Consider the following 13,451-nt stretch of genomic DNA (forward strand, 5'->3'; position numbering starts at 1 on the left):
GGGCGCATGATCAAGAAGCTGCGAACGAGGGCCACCATGAACCCAGCCCAGCGCGCGCTCTGGTATATCGAGAGCCATCTGGCCGAGCCGATGACGCTCGACGAGATCGCTGCGATCTCGGGCGTGTCGCGGTTCCACATCGTGCGCGCGTTTGCCGCAGCCACCGGTTATCCGGTGATGCGTTACGTGCGCGCGCGGCGGCTGAGCGAGGCGGCACGTAGTCTTGCCAAGGGCGCGCCCGACATCCTGTCGCTGGCGCTGGAGGCGGATTACGGCTCGCACGAAGCATTCACCCGCGCGTTCCGCGACCAGTTCGGCACCACGCCCGAAGCGGTCCGGGCCGCGACATGCGTCAATCATCTCAAGCTACAGGAGCCGATCCTCATGGACTCCACCATATCAGACAATCTCAAGGCCCCGCGTTTCGAAACCGCAAAGGCCATCCTCGTCGCCGGTCCCGCCGAGCGCATCTCCTGCGACAATGGCGCTGCCATTCCGGGACTGTGGCAGCGTTTCCACCAGGAGGTCGCCGAAATTCCGGCGCGGGTCGGCCAAGGGAGAAATCAAGTCGCCTATGGCGTCTGCTGCAACGGCGATGATGCCGGCAATTTCGACTACATCGCCGGCGTCGAGGTCGCCGATTTCTCCGACCTGCCGCGTCGCTTCGGCCGCATCCGCATCCCCGAGCAGCGCTATGCGGTGTTCACCCACACCGAGCACGTCGCCTCGGTCCGCCGCACCGTCAACACGATCTGGAATCAATGGCTGCCCGCTTCGGGCCTCAAGGCTGCGGATGCGCCGAACTTCGAGCGCTATGACGAAAAGTTCGATCCCGCGACCGGCAACGGCGGCTTCGAGATTTGGATACCGGTCAGGGATTAGCGGTGCAACGCTGGCATACCGTCCCGCTTGCTTGGCAAGGGGAAGCGACTTTGTCATAACCGCTGGCAAAACTTGCCAGCGGGGCCCATGCCGGACATCCCGCGCAAGCCATAACAAGCAAGCCGGGAGGGCCCCAAATGTCCGCTGCCATGTCCAACGTCCGCGTTCTCGCCACCGACCTTGAATTTCCCGAAGGGCCGGTGGTGATGCCTGACGGTTCGGTGGTGCTGGTGGAGATCCGCGGCCAGCGCCTGACCCGCATCCATCCCGATGGCCGCAAGGAGATCGTCGCGAAGGTGCCGGGCGGCCCTAATGGCGCCGCGCTGGGGCCTGACGGAAAAATCTACATCTGCAACAATGGCGGCTTCTCCTGGATCCCGACCGGCAAGATGATCATGCCGGGCCCGCAGCCGGAGGATTATCTCGGCGGCTCCATCCAGCGCGTCGATCTGCAATCCGGCAAGGTCGAGACCGTCGTCACCAAATGCGGCGAGCACGATCTGCGCGGGCCGAACGATCTGGTGTTCGACAGGCATGGCGGCCTGTGGTTCTCCGATCTCGGCAAACGCCGCCCCCGCGAGATGGACGTCGGCGGCATGTACTATCTCAAGCCCGGCATGAAGGAGATCGTCGAGGTCGTGCACGGCATACTGCCGGCCAACGGCATCGGTCTGTCGCCGGACGAGAACACCGTCTACATCGCGGAGACGCCGACGGGACGGCTCTGGGCCTACGATCTGTCTGCGCCCGGCACGCTGAAGCCGCGCGACGTGATCTATCGCGGCGAGCGCGGCAAGCCGATCTGCGGCCTCGGCGGCTACCAGATGTTCGACTCGCTCGCGGTGGAAGCGAACGGCAATGTCTGCGTCGCCACCCTCGTGTCCGGCTGCATCTCGGTGATCTCGCCCGACGGGACCCTGGTCGAGCAGGTGCCGACCGGCGACCGCGTCACCACCAATATCGCCTTCGGCGGCCCCGAGCTGAAAACCGCCTACATCACGCTGTCGGGCAAGGGCGAGCTGATCGCCATGGACTGGCCGCGGGGCGGTTTGCCGTTGAATTTTCTGAACAAGTGAGCCAAGCCGTCATTGCGAGGAGCGAAGCGACGAAGCAATCCAGGCTGTCTCCGCGGTAAGACTCTGGATTGCTTCGCTTCGCTCGCAATGACAACGGAGAGAGACTTCAATGCCCTGGCCTGATCCGATCACCCTGCGTGGACAGCACGCCCGTCTCGAGCCGCTGTCGAAAGAGCACCGCGAGGGGCTGGTGGAGGCCGTGAAGGACGGCGAGCTCTACACGATCTGGTATACCGCGATCCCGACGCCGGAGAACGTGGCGAAAGAGATCGACCGCCGTCTGGGGCTCCAGGCCGCGGGCTCGATGCTGCCGTTCACCGTGTTCGACGCCGGCGGCAAGATCGTCGGACAGACCACCTACATGAACATCGATGCCGCCAACCGCCGCGTCGAGATCGGCTCGACCTGGTATGGCAAGAGCGCCCAGCGCGGCCCGCTCAACACCCAGTGCAAGCTGCTGCTGCTGACCCACGCCTTCGAGACGCTGAACTGCATCGCGGTCGAATTCCGCACGCATTTCTTCAACCACCAGAGCCGCCGCGCCATCGAGCGCCTCGGCGCCAAGCAGGACGGCATCCTGCGCAGCCATCAGGTCGCGCCGAACGGCACGCTGCGCGACACCGTGGTCTACAGCATCACCGCCGCCGAATGGCCGACGGTGAAGGCGCATCTCGAATATCAACTCAACGACAAGCCGCGCTAGGGGGCGGTCGAGGCACCATGGATAGATTTGACTATGTGATCATCGGCGCGGGCTCTGCCGGTTGCATCCTCACCAGCCGGCTCAGCGAAGATCCCAACACCAGCGTCTGCGTGCTCGAGGCCGGTCCTTCCGACTGGCACCCCTACATCCACCTGCCGGCGGGTTTCATCAAAACCTTCCACATGAAGAGCATCAACTGGGCCTACCAGCAGGAGCCCGGTCCCTACACCGGCGGCCGCAGCATCTACGCCCCGCGCGGCAAGACGCTCGGCGGCTCGTCCTCGATCAACGGCCACATCTACAACCGCGGCCAGAATCTCGACTTCGATACCTGGGCGCAGATGGGCAACCGTGGCTGGAGCTATGCCGACGTGCTGCCCTATTTCCGCCGGCTGGAGCGGCGCGTCGGCGAGGGCGACAACACCTATCGCGGCCGTGACGGCAGCCTGACCGTCACCACGATGGAGTGGCGCGATCCCCTTTGCGAGGCCTTCATGGAAGGTGCCGTCTCGCTCGGCATCCCGCGCAACCCCGACTACAACGGCGCGAAGCAGGAGGGCGTCTCTTACTGCCAGCGCACCATCGAGAGGGGCTTGCGCGTCTCCGGCTCGACCGCGTTCCTCAAGCCGGCGATGAAGCGGCCCAACGTGCATGTGCATACCCATGCGCACGCGACCGAAATCATCTTCGAGGGCAAGCGCGCCGTCGGCGTGCGCTACATGAAGGGCGGCCGCAACGGCACGCCGGTCGAAGTGCGCGCCAACAAGGAGGTGATCCTCTCGGGTGGCACCTACAACTCGCCGCAGCTCCTCCAGCTCTCCGGCGTCGGCTCGCCGGACCTGTTGCAACAGCATGGCATCGCCGTGCGCCACGCTCTGCCGGTCGGCGAAGGCCTTCAGGATCACTATGCGCCGCGCACCGTGGCGCGGGTGAAGGACATCAGGACCATCAACGAGCTCCGGCGCGGCCTCTCGCTCTGGGTCGAAGCGCTGAAATGGGCGACCGCGCGCCGCGGCCTGCTGTCGCTGTCGCCGACCATGGTCTATTGCTTCTGGTATTCGGGCGAGAGCCCTGACCGTTCGGATCTCCAGCTCACCTTCACGCCCGCAAGCTACAAGGAGGGCGTGCAGGGCCAGCTCGAGGACGAGCCCGGCATGACCGTGGCCTCGTGGCAGCAGCGCCCGGAGAGCCGCGGCTATGTCCGCATCCGCTCCAGTGATCCGTTCGCGCCGCCGATCATCCAGACCAATTATCTCGACGCCGAGCTCGACCGCCGCGTCATCGTCGGTGGCATGAAGCTCGCGCGCAACCTTCTGAAGTCTGCGCCGCTCTCGCCCTACTACGCCTACGAGGATTTCCCCGGCCCCAACGTCAACACCGACGACGAATTTTTGCACGCCGCCACTGAGCGCGGCACCACCACCTTCCACCCCGGCTGCACCTGCCGCATGGGCCCGGCGGAGTCCACCTGGGCCGTCGTCGACGACCAACTCCGGGTCCACGGCCTCGAAGGCCTCCGCGTGATCGATGCTTCCGTCATGCCGCGCATGATCTCGGCGAACCTCAATGCGTCGACCATGATGATCGCCGACCGCGCGTCGGACTTGATCCGAGGCAAGAAGCCGCTGGAAGCCGCGAACGTGCCGGAAAGCGCGGTTGCGTGACGACTCTTCGGCTCTCCCCGCTTGCGGGGAGAGGCCGGATCGCATCGACAGATCCGATCCGGGTGAGGGGGGACTCTCCGCGAGTCAGATTTCATTTGTCCGTGGGCCCAGCCGATGACTATTGCCGCGATCATCGAACAGCTGGAAACCGAATGGAATGCGGATGGCTTCTTCGACCGCGTCCGCAATGGCGATTACGATGCCATTCGAGGACAGGCGATCCTCGCCGTCCTGCGCGCAATCGAAATCGGCGACGATGACATGGTGCCAAAGCGATTGGTGTCACTGCTCTGGTATCTGCCTTCCTTTCTGGCTTGGCAGACCGATCGGATCGCCGAGAAGGGCGGAGACCGAGCCGCCTACGAGCGATTTGTGACTGAGGTCGACAATACTCTGGAAGTGGTTCTCGGTGTTCCCTAAGGCAAATTGTGTAGGGTGGGTTAGCCGACGGCTGCGCACGCGCGGCCGTTGGCGTAACCCACCGCTTCTGTGGACGCGGAGACAAACAGAGGCGGATTACGCCTTCGGCTAATCCGCCCTACGAGTTGGACGACAGACCAGGTGTCGTCTCCGTCGTGAAAGGTCAATTCCACCGGCGCCTTCCCGTTCATGACGGCGTCGCAGTCGACGGGCTCGGTCGCGGATGCCGCGCAAGCGCCTCATCGGAGCCGCTCAAGCTCATCGATGGCATTCGGTCCGGCGTTGCTCGCATCGTATTTGCTGACCTTGTCGAAGATGTCGGCTCGTCCAAGCGCGGCGTAGCGCTTGTAGATCTCGTCGAAGGTGAGTGTCGCGTCGCGAACGTGCTCGCCATAGGCTGACGAGCCCCCGCTTGCGTCCAGGAAATGGCAATGGCCCTCCGCACCAAGGCCCATCACGGCAAGCGTGCTGTCGCCGTTGACCCAGAGATGATTGCGTACCAGCGCGAAGCCCGATTGGCGGTCGCGCACATAGCCGGCGAGCCCACGCGCCACCGCGAAGAAGTACACGATGTCGTTAGGATTCTCCGACAGGGTCAGCGTGCCGAAGCTGAAGAGCTGCGTCGCCGCGTCATAAGTGCATCGGCCGAGCGCGGGCGCTTCGGAGAATTTCAGCACCCAGCGCACCGCATGCCGGTAGGAAGCGCCGAGCCATTCGTCGACGCGGGCAAGCACGGGCGGAAGATCCTGGTCCCAGGAAAAGCCGTGCCACTGGCCGCCGCCGCGGGACCACTCGTTCCATTGTGACGCCGGCCGCGGCCGGGCATCGAGGAAGCGGATCAGCGCGGACCGCTCGATCGTGACTTGCGCCAGCGCGGAGTAAGGCTCGGACATGTGTCGCTCTCAGGCGCGATTTCTCGTTTGCCGGAGGCGGCTTGCTCCTGATCTGTCGTGCGTTGCAGCGCGCCCGTTCATGTGTCGCCCTCTCGCAACGACGAGATTGGGGGAGCGGCATGCCACACTCTCGTGGCCCGGACGCAGCGCAGCGCTTCCCCGGCGATGCCCAGCATCGTCCGGCAGCGGTGCGCTGCGGAGCCGGGGTCCACATTGCAGTGACGTGGTGTGGCTTCTGGGTCCCGGCTCAGCGCAGCAGCACTATGGCGCTGCTGCGCGTCCGGGACACGAGAGCGAAGCTCCCTACACTTCCCGTCGGCTCAAAAACGCCAGCCGCTCGAACAGGTGCACGTCCTGCTCGTTCTTGAGCAGCGCGCCGTGCAGCGGCGGGATCAGTTTTCGCGGATCTCGTTCCCGCAGCTGCTCGACGCTCATGTCCTCGTTGAGCAGCAGCTTGAGCCAGTCCAGAAGCTCCGAGGTCGACGGCTTCTTCTTCAGGCCGGGCACCTCGCGCACCTCGAAGAAGATGCGCAGGGCTTCCTCGACCAGGCGCTTCTTGATGCCGGGGAAGTGGACGTCGACGATGCGGCCCATGGTGTCGGCGTCGGGGAACTTGATGTAGTGGAAGAAGCAGCGGCGCAGGAAGGCGTCAGGCAACTCCTTCTCGTTGTTCGAGGTGATCATCATGATCGGGCGCTGCTTGGCCTTGATCGTCTCGCCGGTCTCGTAGACATGGAATTCCATGCGGTCGAGCTCGAGCAGCAGGTCGTTCGGGAATTCGATGTCGGCCTTGTCGATCTCGTCGATCAAGAGCACCGGACGCTGCTCGGCGGTGAAGGCGTCCCACAGCTTGCCGCGCTTGATGTAGTTCTTGATATCGGAGACTCTGCTATCACCGAGCTGGCTGTCGCGCAGGCGCGACACCGCGTCGTATTCGTAGAGGCCCTGCTGCGCCTTGGTGGTGGACTTGATGTGCCAGGTCAGCAGCGGCGCGTTCAGCGCCTTCGCCACTTCCTCCGCCAGCACCGTCTTGCCGGTGCCGGGCTCGCCCTTCACCAGGAGCGGGCGCTCCAGCACGATCGAGGCATTGACGGCGACCTTGAGATCGTCGGTCGCAACATAGTCCTTGGTGCCGGTAAATTTCATTGCGCGTCCTTGTTGGTCGTCATCCCAGGCATTGCTCTGGTCGCGACATGGGAACGGCCGCGCATGGCGGCCGTTCCTGGTTCGGTCAGGCTTTCAGACCCGTTTTATCAGCGAAAGGATGACGAGCACAATCACCGCGCCGACCGTCGCGTCGATGATGGAGCCCAGCGTGCCCGTGGCCAGCGCAATGCCAAGCTGCGGCAGCACCCAGCCTGCGACCAGCGCGCCGATGATGCCGACGACCATGTTGCCGATCAGGCCAAATCCCGCCCCGTGGACAATCTTGCCGGCCAGCCAGCCGGCGATCGCGCCGATGATGAGTGCTGCGAGAATTCCCATTGCAAACGTCCCCAAAACAACCCCTTGAGGCGGTCAATTCTAGAGCAAAAACCACCCGGGTCCAGCGCCCGGCGACGGCCTCCGCCCTTGACGTTCGCCACCCGACGGGCAATCTGTCACCCATGTTCCTGCAATTCTTCACTTCTCTGCGCGATGCGCAGGTCCCCGTGACGCTGCGCGAATACCTCACGCTGATGGAGGCGCTCGACGCTGATCTGTCGGACTATTCGGTCGAGAATTTCTACTATCTGTCGCGCGCGTCGCTGGTGAAGGACGAGCGCAATCTCGACAAGTTCGACCGCGTCTTCGGCACGGTGTTCAAGGGGCTGGAAAGCCTGCTCGACGCCATGGAGAAGGCCGAGATCCCCGAGGAGTGGCTGAAGAAGCTCGCCGAAAAATACCTCAGCGAGGAAGAGAAGAAGCAGATCGAGGCCATGGGCTGGGACAAGCTCATGGAGACGCTGAAGAAGCGCCTTGAGGAGCAGAAGGGCCGCCATCAGGGCGGCTCGAAGTGGATCGGCACCGCCGGCACCTCGCCGTTCGGCGCGCACGGCTACAATCCCGAAGGCGTCCGCATCGGCCAGGAGAAGAACCGCAACAACCGCGCCGTGAAGGTGTGGGACAAGCGCGAGTTCAGGGATCTCGACGGCAATGTCGAGCTCGGCATCCGCAACATCAAGGTGGCGCTGCGCCGCCTGCGCAAGTTCGCGCGCACCGGCGCGCCCGACGAACTCGATCTCGACACCACCATTCGCGAGACCGCCAATCACGGCTATCTCGACGTTCACATGCGCCCCGAGCGGCGCAATGCGGTGAAGCTCCTGGTGTTCTTCGACATCGGCGGCTCGATGGATTCGCATATCGAGCAGGTCGAGGAGCTGTTCTCGGCGGCGAAGAGCGAGTTCAAGCACATGGAGTATTTCTACTTCCACAACTGCCTCTATGAAGGCGTGTGGAAGCAGAACAAGCGCCGCTTCACCGACCGCACGCCGACCTGGGACGTGCTGCACAAATACCCGCACGACTACAAGGTCGTGTTTGTCGGCGACGCCTCGATGTCGCCTTACGAGATCATGGTGCCGGGCGGTTCGGTCGAGCACGTCAACGAGGAGCCCGGCTCGGTCTGGCTCGATCGCATCATCCGCACCTATCCGCATACGGTGTGGCTGAACCCCGTGCAGCAGAAGCACTGGGATTATTCGGAATCGACCACCATCATCAAACGCATCTTCGCCAACCGCATGTACCCGATCACGATCGAGGGGCTGGAAGGTGCGATGAAGGAATTGACGCACTAGCCTGTCGTCATTCCGGGGCGCCCGAAGGGCGAGCCCGGAATCCATCGGGCCGCAGTGTTTGCAGAGGAATGGATTCCGGGCTCGCGCTGCGCGCGCCCCGGAATGACAAGAGGGAGAACCAAATGCCCCAGAACATCACCCGCGGCATCAAGGCGCTGATCGACGAGGCCAATGCCGAGATCGAGACGCTCAACGCCAAGGACGCCATCGAGATCTCCAAGAACGGCGACGTCGTCATCGTCGACATCCGCGACCCCCGCGAGATCGAGCGCGACGGCCGCATCCCCGGTGCGTTCGCCTGCACGCGCGGCATGCTCGAATTCTGGATCGATCCGCAGAGCCCGTACGCGAAGCCGATCTTCCAGGAGGACAAGAAGTTCGTCTTCCACTGTGCCGGTGGCTTGCGCTCCGCGCTCGCGGCCAAGACCGCGCAGGACATGGGCCTGAAGCCCGTCGCCCACATCGCCGGCGGCTACGCCGCCTGGCGCGATGCCGGCGGGCCGACCGAGCAGTGGGAGCCGAAGAAGAAGGGGTGAGCCCCGCTCTCTCCACCCGTCATTCCGGGGCACGCGAAGCGCGAACTACGATGCGCAATTGCGCATCTGAGAATCCATTCATCCACCAACTCAGCCGTACGATGGATTCCGGGCTCGCCCTCCGGGCGCCCCGGAATGACCACAAGGAAACACCGATGGCCACCGACCCTCTCGTCTCCACCGAATGGCTCGCCGCCCACATCAACGACGCCAACGTCAAAGTGCTCGACGCCAGCTTCAAGCTGCCGGGCGTGCTGCCGTTGCCGAAGGACGATTATCTCGCCGCACATCTGCCAGGCGCGGTGTTCTTCGACGTCGATGCGGTGTCAGACCATTCCAATCCGCTGCCGCACATGTATCCGAGTGCCGAGCAGTTCGGCCGCGATATCGGCAATCTCGGCATCGGAAATAGCGACACCGTCGTGCTCTACGATGCCGGCGGCTGGGTCGCCGCTCCCCGCGCGTGGTGGATGTTCCTGGCTTTCGGCCACAGCAATGTGCGCATCCTCAATGGCGGCCTGAAGAAGTGGCGCGCCGAGGGACGCCCCGTCGAGAGCGGCGAGGTCAAGCCGAAACCTGCGACGTTCAAGGCGAGCTACGATTCAAAGCGGGTGCGCAGCATGCAGCAATTGGTCGCCAACGTCGAAAGCCGCGCCGAGCAGGTGATCGACGCCCGCGCCGCCGACCGTTTCGAAGGCCGTGCGCCGGAGCCTCGCGCGGGCATCCGCTCCGGTCACATCCCCGGCGCCCGCAACGTGCCCTACAACCAGCTGTTCGATGCCGCGACCGGCACGATGAAGCCGCTCGACGATCTTCGCGCCGCGTTCACCGGCGCAGGCGTCAAGCTCGATGCACCGATCGTGACGAGCTGCGGCTCCGGCGTCTCGGCCGGCGTGCTGACGCTCGCGCTCTATCGCCTCGGCATCACCGACACCGCGCTCTATGACGGCTCGTGGTCGGAATGGGGGCAGGAGAAGGGCCCGCCGATCGCGACCGGGCCGGCCTGAGATAGCAGTCACGGTGAAAGTGCGCTCCCTCTCCCCGCAAGGGGGCGAGGTGAAGCAAGATCACCGCGTGCGCGAGGTCGTCGTCGCGAAGGTCTGCTGCTGCCCGAACGGATCGAGCTGTTGCTGCAACTGCTGAGGCGGCGGACGCCTGACGATGCGATGGCGCTTCTTCGCCTTCGCCTTGCGCTTGATCGCCTTGCTGTCCGGCGTGGTGGCGTCCGCTTTGGCCTTCGCCGGCGGATCCTTCCAGGCCGTGGTCGCGGGATCGTTCAGCGCGGCCAGCTTGACCGAAGCGACATCGAGCGCCGAGGAGGCGAGGGCGATGCTGGGGTCAGCCGGTGCCGGCTCGCCGGCAGTCGGCTTAGCTTCCGGCTTGGCCTCGGGGATCGATGCCGTGGTGTCGGCCGGGGTGAGCGTATCGGTGGCGGCCGGCGTGGCGGCGCCCGTGGTCATCTCGGCCTTGGTCTCAGCTTTGGCTGGCTCGGCGGCCGGAGGCGCGGCTTCCGTCGCCTGCGGCTGCGCATCGGTCGCGGTCGCCAGCGCGGCGATCTGCTCGGGCTCGGTCGCCGGCAACCCGATCGTGGGCACCTGGTCGCGCAGCGACGGCGCAGGCTCGGCGGCCACCTCCGGCTCGGCGCGCAGCACCGCGAGCACCGGCTGGGCCGGCTCGGGAGCCTGTGCGAAAACCTGCTCCTGCGGGCCGTTCCGCCAGGAGGGGTTGCTGACATACTGCTCATGGGTTGCCCGCAGCAGCGCGGCGGCACCTAGCCCGAACACTAGGATGGAGGTTGACAGCAGGATCGCGGCAAGCAGGAAGCGAAAGCCGGGAAGCATCGAGGGATTGCGAATTTCCGCCCCGGCGGGAGGGTAGCCAGGGCCCAAGAGCCATCTGAACGCGGTGACGGTACTGATTGCCGCGTTCGCCACGCGGGGATCGGAGCTCAAAGCAATGGCGAATCAGGCTGATTCGACCATATCGCAACGTCTCCGTGCCGCTCCCCTAAATTCAGGGCCCATGCACGCGGCAATCCCCGGCGCAATCCGATTTCCGCCCCGTGATGCAACGGGGCAACGGTCGTCTTGCGGATCACAATTCGGCAAATCCGGCGCAAATAACCCTGATATGTCTTGAATGTGCCGCTATCTTCGGTCATTTGGCCTTTGACGGCTCGGACGGGGCCCGGGGACGATGCAAGAGCGATGATGATCAAACATTTTCTGACGATATGCGCTGCCGCAACAGTCGCTGCGGCGGGAACCACGCTCGCACAAGCCCAGAGCTATCCGGTCCAGCAGGCGCCGAGCTATGGCGCTCCGGCCGAATATCGCCCCGGCGACCGCACGCCGAATTTCGACTCGCTGGACGATGAGGACGACGCGATGCCGCAGGCTTCGCTGCCTCCGCCCGGTCCGGTCGATGATCCGCGCTATGGCCGCCCGGCTGGCCCCCCCGTCTATTCGGCTGCCCCGCCGCAAGGCCCGGTGATGTCGCCGGATGATCCGCGTTATGGCCGTCCCGCCGGCGCTCCGCCCGTTTACTCCGCCGCCCCGCCGCAGGGGCCGGTGATGTCGCCCGACGATCCCCGCTATGGCCGCCCCGCCGGACCGCCGCCGGTGATCTATGCCAATCGCCCGGGCCAAGGTCAGGGCCAGGCGCCCGCCAATGATGGTCTTCGTCCGCCGGAGGCGGTCGGTGGTCCCGCCGCGACCGGAACGGTTCAGTCCGGCCAGCCCCCCGTGGGCGCCGATGGCCGTCCGATGTCGGTCGCCGGGTTGCCGCCCGAGGAGCAGCCTGACGCAGCGCCGGCGCAGTTGCCGCCGAACCTCCGCCGCCAGGAGGTCGCGTTCCAGACCAAGGAGCCGGCCGGCACCATCGTGGTCGATACCCCGAACACCTACCTCTATTACGTCCTCGGCAATGGCCGCGCGATCCGCTACGGCGTCCGCGTCGGCCGCGACGGTTTCACCTGGACCGGCGTGCAGAAGATCACCCGCAAGGCCGAGTGGCCGGATTGGCATCCGCCGACGGAGATGATCGAGCGCCAGCCCTACCTGCCGCGCTTCATGGCCGGCGGCGAAGGCAATCCGCTCGGCGCCCGCGCGATGTATCTCGGCTCGACCGTGTACCGCATCCACGGCACCAACCAGCCCTCGACGATCGGCAAGTTCGTCTCCTCCGGCTGCATCGGCATGCTGAACGAGGACGTGTCGGATCTGTTCGAGCGCACCAAGGTCGGCACCCGCGTGGTGGTGATGCCGGGCGGTGCTGCGCCGGGAACGGCGACCGCATCGGCTGCGCCTGCGCCGGGCGCGGCCCCGGCTGGCCCCGTCCCGGGCACCCAGCCGACCGTGGTGCCGCCGCTGCCCGCACCGGTCACCGTGCGCTAAGCGCTGCGAAAGAACTCAGATTTGCGAAGGGCGTGCCATCGGCACGCCCTTTTCGTTTCAGGCCAGCTTTCGCGGCAGTTCACTGCCCTTGGTGAAGGCGTCGATCGCCTCGACCATCTGGCCGTAATGGATGCGCAGGCCGTCCTCGGTCGCGTAGCCGAGATGCGGCGTCAGCACGAGATTGTCGAGCTTGCGGAAGGGATGGTCGACCGGCAGCGGCTCGACCGAGAACACGTCAATGCCGGCGCCCGCGATCTGCTTCTGCTGCAAGGCCTCGAGCAGCGCCTGCTCGTCCACGATCGGTCCACGCGCGGTGTTGACGAGGAACGCGGTCGGCTTCATCCGCGCGAGATCGGCACGGCTGACGAGGCCGCGCGAGCGATCGCTCAGCACCACATGGATGGTGACGATATCGGCCTTGGCGAACAGCTCCTCCTTGGTGGCATAGCCGACGCCGGCTGCCGCGCACTTCTCCGGCGTGAGGTTCGGGCTCCAGGCGATCACGTTCATGCCGAAGGCTTTCGCGATCCCCGCCATCTTGGTGCCAAGCTTGCCGAGGCCGACGACGCCGAGCGTGAGGCCCTCGATCTCGACGCCGGCAAAGGTTTGCCAGGGCTCGCCGGCGTGCATGCGCGCGTTCTCGCGGCCGATGCCGCGGGTCAGCTCCAGGATCAAGCCCATGGTGAGCGGCGCAGTCGGATCGCGCGAATATTGCGTGCCGCCGAGCGCGACGCCCTTCGCCTTCGCCGCCTCCATGTCGATCGCGGCGTTGCGCATGCCTGACGTGAGCAGCAGCTTCAGCTTGGGCAGCTTGTCGAACAGGCTCTTGGGGAACGCCGTGCGCTCGCGCATCGCGCAGATGATCTCGAAATCGGCCAGCGCACTCGCTGCGGCCTGTTCCGAGGCGAAGGGATGGCTGAACACGGTGGTGTCGACGCGGTCTGACAGTTTCTGCCAGTCGGCGACGTCGAGGGCGAGGTTGAAATAGTCGTCGAGAATTGCACAGCGCAGCCGCGTCATCAGCGTTCATCCAGGGCCAGAGTTGATGGCGAGAGGGGACGGCGCTGGGCGGTGGGCGCCATCGTCGGAACCAGGCCAT

Annotated in this window: 14 protein-coding genes; 9 read left to right on the top strand and 5 right to left on the bottom strand. The window is 65.3% G+C overall.

What is annotated here, in order from left to right; translation table 11 throughout:
* Window positions 1-36 precede the first annotated feature (36 nt).
* The 5 genes from RAD16_RS36590 to RAD16_RS36610 all read left to right on the top strand — a co-directional run bounded on the left by RAD16_RS36590 (window position 37) and on the right by RAD16_RS36610 (window position 4,745).
* Window positions 37-882 (top strand): GyrI-like domain-containing protein, encoded by an 846-nt coding sequence (locus tag RAD16_RS36590; protein ID WP_458162732.1) that lies wholly within the window; start codon window positions 37-39, stop codon window positions 880-882.
* 149 nt (window positions 883-1,031) lie between these two features.
* Complete coding sequence (locus tag RAD16_RS36595; protein WP_458162797.1) at window positions 1,032-1,958, top strand: SMP-30/gluconolactonase/LRE family protein; 927 nt, start codon at window positions 1,032-1,034, stop codon at window positions 1,956-1,958.
* A gap of 109 nt (window positions 1,959-2,067) precedes the next feature.
* Window positions 2,068-2,661 carry a GNAT family N-acetyltransferase gene (locus tag RAD16_RS36600; RefSeq protein ID WP_458162733.1) on the top strand — a complete coding sequence of 198 codons (594 nt, stop codon included), beginning with the start codon at window positions 2,068-2,070 and terminating at the stop codon, window positions 2,659-2,661.
* Window positions 2,662-2,678: 17 nt separating this feature from the next.
* Complete coding sequence (locus tag RAD16_RS36605; protein ID WP_458162734.1) at window positions 2,679-4,325, top strand: GMC family oxidoreductase; 1,647 nt, start codon at window positions 2,679-2,681, stop codon at window positions 4,323-4,325.
* 114 nt (window positions 4,326-4,439) lie between these two features.
* The gene (locus RAD16_RS36610) at window positions 4,440-4,745 is read left to right on the top strand and encodes a hypothetical protein (RefSeq protein WP_458162735.1); all 306 of its coding nucleotides are present in this window, start codon (window positions 4,440-4,442) and stop codon (window positions 4,743-4,745) included.
* 239 nt (window positions 4,746-4,984) lie between these two features.
* Here the strand turns inward: RAD16_RS36610 and RAD16_RS36615 are convergent, their stop codons facing one another.
* From RAD16_RS36615 to RAD16_RS36625, 3 genes are all read right to left on the bottom strand, one after another.
* Window positions 4,985-5,638, bottom strand: coding sequence for a hypothetical protein (locus RAD16_RS36615; RefSeq protein WP_458162736.1), 654 nt, complete (start codon window positions 5,636-5,638; stop codon window positions 4,985-4,987).
* A gap of 303 nt (window positions 5,639-5,941) precedes the next feature.
* Complete coding sequence (locus RAD16_RS36620) at window positions 5,942-6,784, bottom strand: AAA family ATPase (RefSeq protein ID WP_326903869.1); 843 nt, start codon at window positions 6,782-6,784, stop codon at window positions 5,942-5,944.
* A 93-nt stretch (window positions 6,785-6,877) separates the two neighbouring features.
* Window positions 6,878-7,123: a GlsB/YeaQ/YmgE family stress response membrane protein gene (locus tag RAD16_RS36625; protein WP_326903868.1), complete on the bottom strand. Its 246-nt coding sequence runs from the start codon at window positions 7,121-7,123 to the stop codon at window positions 6,878-6,880.
* A gap of 122 nt (window positions 7,124-7,245) precedes the next feature.
* Between RAD16_RS36625 and RAD16_RS36630 the strand changes: the two genes are divergently transcribed.
* From RAD16_RS36630 to sseA, 3 genes are all read left to right on the top strand, one after another.
* Complete coding sequence (locus tag RAD16_RS36630; RefSeq protein WP_458162737.1) at window positions 7,246-8,421, top strand: vWA domain-containing protein; 1,176 nt, start codon at window positions 7,246-7,248, stop codon at window positions 8,419-8,421.
* Window positions 8,422-8,543: 122 nt separating this feature from the next.
* Window positions 8,544-8,957: a rhodanese-like domain-containing protein gene (locus RAD16_RS36635; RefSeq protein ID WP_235544204.1), complete on the top strand. Its 414-nt coding sequence runs from the start codon at window positions 8,544-8,546 to the stop codon at window positions 8,955-8,957.
* 155 nt (window positions 8,958-9,112) lie between these two features.
* Entirely contained in the window at window positions 9,113-9,964 is an 852-nt protein-coding gene (gene sseA, locus RAD16_RS36640) for a 3-mercaptopyruvate sulfurtransferase (protein WP_458162738.1), read from the top strand.
* Window positions 9,965-10,024: 60 nt separating this feature from the next.
* Here sseA and RAD16_RS36645 read toward each other — a convergent pair whose 3' ends face one another.
* Entirely contained in the window at window positions 10,025-10,798 is a 774-nt protein-coding gene (locus tag RAD16_RS36645) for a hypothetical protein (RefSeq protein ID WP_458162739.1), read from the bottom strand.
* A gap of 369 nt (window positions 10,799-11,167) precedes the next feature.
* Here RAD16_RS36645 and RAD16_RS36650 point away from each other — a divergent pair, with 369 nt between their 5' ends.
* Complete coding sequence (locus tag RAD16_RS36650) at window positions 11,168-12,352, top strand: L,D-transpeptidase family protein (protein ID WP_458162740.1); 1,185 nt, start codon at window positions 11,168-11,170, stop codon at window positions 12,350-12,352.
* Between the two features lie 57 nt (window positions 12,353-12,409).
* Here the strand turns inward: RAD16_RS36650 and RAD16_RS36655 are convergent, their stop codons facing one another.
* Window positions 12,410-13,372, bottom strand: coding sequence for a D-2-hydroxyacid dehydrogenase family protein (locus RAD16_RS36655; RefSeq protein ID WP_458162742.1), 963 nt, complete (start codon window positions 13,370-13,372; stop codon window positions 12,410-12,412).
* Window positions 13,373-13,451: the final 79 nt, after the last annotated feature.

Source organism: Bradyrhizobium sp. 18BD, assembly GCF_054185225.1.

Excerpts from the sequence above, each read along its gene's own strand:
- RAD16_RS36630 (WP_458162737.1), top strand. The coding sequence starts at position 7,246 with ATGTTCCTGCAATTCTTCACTTCTCTGCGCGATGCGCAGGTCCCCGTG.
- sseA (WP_458162738.1), top strand. The coding sequence starts at position 9,113 with ATGGCCACCGACCCTCTCGTCTCCACCGAATGGCTCGCCGCCCACATC.
- RAD16_RS36605 (WP_458162734.1), top strand. The coding sequence starts at position 2,679 with ATGGATAGATTTGACTATGTGATCATCGGCGCGGGCTCTGCCGGTTGC.
- RAD16_RS36635 (WP_235544204.1), top strand. The coding sequence starts at position 8,544 with ATGCCCCAGAACATCACCCGCGGCATCAAGGCGCTGATCGACGAGGCC.
- RAD16_RS36590 (WP_458162732.1), top strand. The coding sequence starts at position 37 with ATGAACCCAGCCCAGCGCGCGCTCTGGTATATCGAGAGCCATCTGGCC.
- RAD16_RS36610 (WP_458162735.1), top strand. The coding sequence starts at position 4,440 with ATGACTATTGCCGCGATCATCGAACAGCTGGAAACCGAATGGAATGCG.
- RAD16_RS36655 (WP_458162742.1), bottom strand. The coding sequence starts at position 13,372 with ATGACGCGGCTGCGCTGTGCAATTCTCGACGACTATTTCAACCTCGCC.
- RAD16_RS36615 (WP_458162736.1), bottom strand. The coding sequence starts at position 5,638 with ATGTCCGAGCCTTACTCCGCGCTGGCGCAAGTCACGATCGAGCGGTCC.
- RAD16_RS36650 (WP_458162740.1), top strand. The coding sequence starts at position 11,168 with ATGATCAAACATTTTCTGACGATATGCGCTGCCGCAACAGTCGCTGCG.
- RAD16_RS36600 (WP_458162733.1), top strand. The coding sequence starts at position 2,068 with ATGCCCTGGCCTGATCCGATCACCCTGCGTGGACAGCACGCCCGTCTC.
- RAD16_RS36625 (WP_326903868.1), bottom strand. The coding sequence starts at position 7,123 with ATGGGAATTCTCGCAGCACTCATCATCGGCGCGATCGCCGGCTGGCTG.
- RAD16_RS36645 (WP_458162739.1), bottom strand. The coding sequence starts at position 10,798 with ATGCTTCCCGGCTTTCGCTTCCTGCTTGCCGCGATCCTGCTGTCAACC.
- RAD16_RS36595 (WP_458162797.1), top strand. The coding sequence starts at position 1,032 with ATGTCCAACGTCCGCGTTCTCGCCACCGACCTTGAATTTCCCGAAGGG.
- RAD16_RS36620 (WP_326903869.1), bottom strand. The coding sequence starts at position 6,784 with ATGAAATTTACCGGCACCAAGGACTATGTTGCGACCGACGATCTCAAG.